The organism is Myxococcus sp. AB036A (genome assembly GCF_006547355.1).
Classification (GTDB): Bacteria; Myxococcota; Myxococcia; order Myxococcales; family Myxococcaceae; genus Myxococcus; species Myxococcus virescens.
In genome coordinates, this window is the sequence record NZ_VHLC01000194.1 from 1 (window position 1) to 5,398 (window position 5,398).

Annotated in this window: 5 protein-coding genes; 1 reads left to right on the plus strand and 4 read right to left on the minus strand. The window is 68.0% G+C overall.

The window, feature by feature from the left end:
• The 4 genes from FL344_RS37795 to ald all read right to left on the minus strand — a co-directional run.
• The coding region (locus FL344_RS37795; protein WP_141621914.1) for a PleD family two-component system response regulator at nucleotides 1–775 on the minus strand (775 nt) is incomplete at its 3' end.
• A gap of 176 nt (nucleotides 776–951) precedes the next feature.
• Entirely contained in the window at nucleotides 952–1,851 is a 900-nt protein-coding gene (locus FL344_RS37800; protein ID WP_141594580.1) for an anti-sigma factor, read from the minus strand.
• Nucleotides 1,852–1,873: 22 nt separating this feature from the next.
• Nucleotides 1,874–2,515 carry a sigma-70 family RNA polymerase sigma factor gene (locus tag FL344_RS37805; RefSeq protein ID WP_011554150.1) on the minus strand — a complete coding sequence of 214 codons (642 nt, stop codon included), beginning with the start codon at nucleotides 2,513–2,515 and terminating at the stop codon, nucleotides 1,874–1,876.
• Between the two features lie 242 nt (nucleotides 2,516–2,757).
• A complete protein-coding gene (gene ald, locus FL344_RS37810; RefSeq protein WP_141594581.1) occupies nucleotides 2,758–3,882 on the minus strand; it encodes an alanine dehydrogenase in 1,125 nt (374 codons plus the stop codon).
• Between the two features lie 186 nt (nucleotides 3,883–4,068).
• On the opposite strand from ald, the gene FL344_RS37815 reads away from it, so the two are divergent.
• Entirely contained in the window at nucleotides 4,069–5,373 is a 1,305-nt protein-coding gene (locus tag FL344_RS37815) for a radical SAM protein (RefSeq protein ID WP_141594582.1), read from the plus strand.
• Nucleotides 5,374–5,398: the final 25 nt, after the last annotated feature.

Sequence of the window (5,398 nt, forward strand, 5' to 3'; positions counted from 1 at the left end):
GCACCGGGGGCGGCGCGACGGCGCGGGGCGGCTCGGGCGGAGGCGCGGCCACGGGGGCCGGAGCGATGAAGCCGATGACCGTCTTCTCGTCGGAGGCGTCATCCAGCCCCTCGAGCGGATCCTCCGAGTCGGTGCCCAGCGAGTCGAGCGTGGAGAAGTCCTCCTCCACGCCTTCCACCACCGCCTCGGGCGGCGCGACGACGACTTCTTCCTCGAAGGACGGCGTCTCCTCGGGCGCCGACAGGTCGCCGAAGGCGGCGTCCAGGTCCAGCTCCTCGCCCGTGACGGAAGGCTCCTCCGCGGTCTCCACGGAGATCTCCTCGCCGAAGTCCGCCGTCATTGGCTCGTCGCCGAGCGCGTCCAGCGTGAGGCTCTCGTCGACGACGTCCTCGGTGGCGGGCAGCTCGGGGAAGCCGATCAGCGCGCCCGCGCGCTCCACCAGCTGATCCGCGTCCACCGGCTTGGCGACGTACTCGTCGGCGTGGGCCTTCAGCTTGCGGTGCTGCGCGAAGCCGTCCGGGTTGCCGATGATGATGATGGGGACGTTCTTGAGGTCATCGTCCTTCTTCAGCTTGCCGCAGATGAGGTAGCCGTTCTGTCCCGCGGACAGGTCCACCGCGAGCACCACGAGGTCCGGTCGGTCCCTGCGGATCTGCTCCACACTGCCCTTGCCGTCGGTCGTCTCGTCGACCGTGAAGCCCCGGCCCTCCAGGGCCGAGCGCAGGGTGGCGGAGAGCGCGGTGTCGCTTTCGACGATCAGGATTTTCTTCGACATGGAGGGACGGCCCGTCCTGGTGTGCGGCGCGCACAAACGCCCTACCGGCCGCGACGCGCAAGGTGATGATGTGCGTCGAGGCTATCGGCCATGCGCGGGAGCGTCAATGTTCGGACCGGGCGGAATTCCGGCTGCCCGGGGAGCGGGCAAGCGCCGTCACACAGCCGACGTTTCCGTCACTGAGGGTACGTCACCGGCTCGATGGAGATGGGAGGCCAGGAGTGCGGCGTGCGCGGCGCGGGCGGGAGCGAATACAGCGGCTCGTCGGCCTCTGGCGCGGACTTGCGCGCGATCTTCTCACCGCTGTCGCGCTCGGCGAGCATCCGACGGATGTCGCTTTCGTCCATGTCCGTCACCATCTCGTAGACGATTTCATCGTCGCGCCAGGTGACGACGTTGAAGCCCTGCGCGGAGTCCACTTCCACGGCTTGCAGGGCCTGGAACTTCGGGATGACGACCTCGTTGTCGCCAGGGAGCACGAAGACGCCCAAGCGGCGGCTCGGCTCACCTTCGTTGTCCGGAAGGGTCTCGTAGCTGATGTACGCGACTTCGCGGCCGTTGAGGATGGAGATGCGCCCACCCAGCGGCTTCGCCTTGGGGATCTGCGGGACGGTGATGCGCGGATCCACCTTGTCCTTGAACCACTCCTCCACCTGCTCCGGCGTGTTGGAGGCAATCTCGAAGGGGAGCGCCTTGCTCTTGCTGTGACGCTGCACCGCTTCCGTCCTGGCCGCGCTCAGCTGCTGCTCGGCGTGGAACGCGGCCCAGCCGCCGCCCACCGTCACCACCACCAACGCCATGGCCCCCGCGCGCAGCCAGACGCCGAACTGGACGCGGCGCTGCTCCTGCTTGAGGCCCACTTGGATGCCGGCCCGGAGCGAGGCGGGGGCCCGCATGCCTGAGACGGAGTGGCGCGCGGCTCGCCGCAGCGCCTGCTGCATCTGCTTCTCTTCCTCCGCGCGGCGCCGGCATTCAGCGCACCCGGAGAGGTGGGTTTCGAGGTCCACTCGTTCCTCGGGCTGAAATTCGCCGTCGAGGTAGGGATAGAGCAGCCGGTCGAGGTCCTGGCAGTTCATGGCGCGCGCTAGGAACGGGTTTCTACCCTGTCTTCTTCCTGTGGCGATACTCTTCCAGGTCCGCAGGGGCGTTCACCGGCTCCCCGTCGTGCCGGAATACGCCCTGGCCCTCGGCGTACTCACGCAGGTTTTTCTGCAGGAGCTTGCGTCCGCGGAACAGGCGGCTCATGACCGTGCCCACGGGGCACTCGAGAATCTCCGCGATCTCCTTGTAGGAGAACTCCTGGAGGTCCGCGAGGATGACCACCAGCCGGAAGTCGATGGGCAGCGCGTCAATGGCCCGCAGCACGTCGTCCGACAGGAGCCGGTCGAAGAAGTACTGCTCGGGGTTGGCCGCGAAGTCCGTCGCGTCCCGGCTCACGAAGCGCTCGTGGACGGCCTCGCGCTCCACGCCTTCCACCACCGTGCGCTCCTTCACCTTCCGCCGGTAGCGGTTGATGAAGGTGTTGGTGAGAATCTTGAAGAGCCAGGCCTTGATGTTCGTCCCGCGCTCGAACTTGTCGAAGAAGCGGTACGCCCGCATGCAGGTGTCCTGCACCAGGTCCTCGGCGTCGCGCTCGTTCTTCGTCAGGCGCAGCGCCGCCGAATAGAGCGGGTCCAGATGGGCTAGCGCCAGCTCTTCGAATTCCTGCTTCGTCCGGTTGGGTTGCCTGAAATCCAACATGTCCCGCCTTCCAAGGGCCCGAAACAAAAGGGGAATGAGTTGTCGCTTACCCGTCAAATGTATGCACGGGAACAACCAGGGCAACAACGGCATCCCACGACACCCGCCCGGACGCCCGCTTCGGGAATACACGACGCCGGCCAGGGAAACATATTCCCTAGCAGAGATAACGAACGGGGAGGCCGGATGTCGCCATCCGAACCTCCCCGCCAGGGACTGCGTCGTTTGCCTGCTTACCGGGCTTACTTGCCGGCGAGCGCGTCCGCGATGGGCATGTAGGCGTAGCCCATGTCCTTCGCGACGGCCTCGTAGGTGACGTGGCCGTTGTAGGTGTTCATCGCACGCGCGAGGGCGCGGTCCTCCTTCACGGCCGCCGCCAGGCCCAGGTTGGCGATCCGGAGCGAATAGGGGCGGGTGACATTGGTGAGGGCGTAGGTGGACGTCTGCGGCACGGCGCCGGGCATGTTGGCGACGCAGTAGTGGACGACGCCGTGGACCTCGAACGTGGGGTTGTCGTGGGTGGTGGGCTTGCACGTCTCGATGCAGCCACCCTGGTCCACGGCCACGTCGACCACCACGGAGCCCGGGCTCATCTCCGCGATGAGGGCCTCGGAGACGAGCTTCGGGGCCTTGCGACCGGGGATGAGCACCGCGCCCACGACGAGGTCGGCCTCACGCACGGAGCGGGAGATGCTCTCCGAGTCGGAGGCCAGCACGCCGACGCGGCCGAGGAACACGTCATCCAGGTAGGTGAGGCGCTCCATGTTGACGTCGATGATGGTGACCTCGGCGCCCATGCCCACCGCGACCTTGGCGGCGCACAGGCCCACCACGCCGCCGCCGATGACGGTGACGCGGCCCCGGCGCACGCCGGGCACGCCGCCCAGGAGGATGCCCTTGCCGCCGTGTGCCCGCTCCAGGCACTTGGCGCCCACCTGGATGGCCATCTTTCCGGCCACCTCGCTCATGGGCTTGAGCAGCGGCAGGCTGCCGTCGTCCGGCTGCAGCGTCTCATAGGCCACGGCCGCGGCCTTCTTCTGGAGCAGCGTCTTGGTCAGCTCCGGGTCCACGCCGGCCAGGTGGAAGTACGTATAGATGATCTGGCCCGGCTGGATGCGCGCGTACTCGGGCGCGATGGGCTCCTTGACCTTGATGATCATCTCCGCGCGCTTCCAGACCTCGTCCGCGGTGGAGACGATCTGTGCGCCGACGCGCTGGTACTCCGAATCGGGGATGCCGGAGCCAACGCCGGCGTTCGTCTCGATCAGGACCGTGTGACCCGCGGCGATGAGGGCGGCGGCGCCAGCTGGCACCATGCCGACGCGGTACTCGCGGGTTTTGATCTCCTTGGGAACTCCGACGATCACGACTGCCTCCGAGAGGGGGACGTAAAAAAGCGCGCGGACCCTAACGAGGGCCCAAGGGGGAATCAAGGCGCGGGCGGACAGCCCGGTATGAGCGCCATTTGCGTCAAACACCCCTGAAGACATGACGCGAGGCGTTGGATGCGATGCGTGATGAAGCGTGCGCCGCTCGTGTTAGTTAGCAGGGACATGACGTCTGCTCCGAAGCTCCTATTCGCGGACCCCAAGGGACGGGTGATGGAACATCCGTACCTGCTCGCCACGCTGCGCAGCGGCGAAGAGCTCGTTCCTCCGCAGGACAAGCCCATTCCGCTGCCGTCCTCCGGGCGGCTCGTCCACCTGCCAGGGCGCCTCCCGGTGGGCCTGCATCCGGAGACGGGGGAGCTGGAGCTCGTCCGGGAGATGAAGGTGGGGGGCAAGTCGTTTGTCCCCAACGCAGTGGGCGCGCTGCTGCCCCCCGGCTACACGCGCACCTTCCTCCCCGGCGAGGTGAAGGGCAGTGGCCCCGTGCTGCCGCAGTGGGCGTACACCGCCGCGGCCTGGGTGGGAGAGGGGCCGGTGGCGTGGGCCATCCATACCGACCGCCGCTCCCACTGGGATCCGGAGCGGTTCTCCACGCCGGACATGAAGGACCTGGTGGCGAAGCACATGGCGCGCTTCCCGGACAACCGGGTGCTGAAGCAGCTCAAGACGTGCGCGATGCTCTATCGGTGCTTCACGTCGCAGAACACCTTCTACGTGCGTGACGAGGCCGCCATCCCCGCGTCCGTCATGTGCAACGCGCGCTGCGTGGGCTGCATCTCCGACCAGCCGGCGGACGGCCCGCCGGCGTCGCACGAGCGCATGGATGACGGGCCCACGGGAGAGGAGATGGGCCAGATTGGCCTCTTCCACCTGGAGCACGCGCCGGGCCGCACCATGGTGAGCTTCGGCCAGGGCTGCGAGGGCGAGCCGCTCACGCGCTGGAAGCAGATTGCCGAGGCCATCCGCTACATGCGGGCGCGCACGCAGGCGGGCTCCATCAACATCAACACCAACGCCAGCCTCACGCGCGGCCTGGAGGCCCTCTTCGACGCGGGGCTGGACGCCATCCGCGTGTCGCTCAACTCGGCGGTGAAGGACCTCTACGAGGCCTACTACAAGCCGGTGAAGTACGGCTGGGAGGACGTGGAGGCCTCCATCGCCCTGGCGCGTGAGCGCGGCGCGTACCTGGCGCTGAACCTGCTGCTGTTCCCCGGCGTCACCGACCGCGAGGGCGAGGTGCGGGCGCTGGAGCGGCTGGTGAAGAAGTACCGCGTGGATCAGGTTCAGACGCGCTCGCTGTGCATCGACCCGCTGCAGTACCTGGAAGTGGCGCGCGAGCGCGGCGCGGGAGGAGAGCCGGTGGGCATCCGCACGCTGCTTCAGCGGCTGAAGGCGGCGCGCCCGGGGCTCATCGTGGGCAACTTCGCGCGCGGGCTGGAAGAGCGCGAGAACGCGGCCGGGGTCCGGTAGCGCCTGGGGGCGGGGGAGGGCGTTC

Bases quoted from the DNA above. Each gene is read 5' to 3' on its own strand.
- FL344_RS37800 (WP_141594580.1), bottom strand. From the start codon at position 1,851: ATGAACTGCCAGGACCTCGACCGGCTGCTCTATCCCTACCTCGACGGC.
- FL344_RS37805 (WP_011554150.1), bottom strand. From the start codon at position 2,515: ATGTTGGATTTCAGGCAACCCAACCGGACGAAGCAGGAATTCGAAGAG.
- FL344_RS37815 (WP_141594582.1), top strand. From the start codon at position 4,069: ATGACGTCTGCTCCGAAGCTCCTATTCGCGGACCCCAAGGGACGGGTG.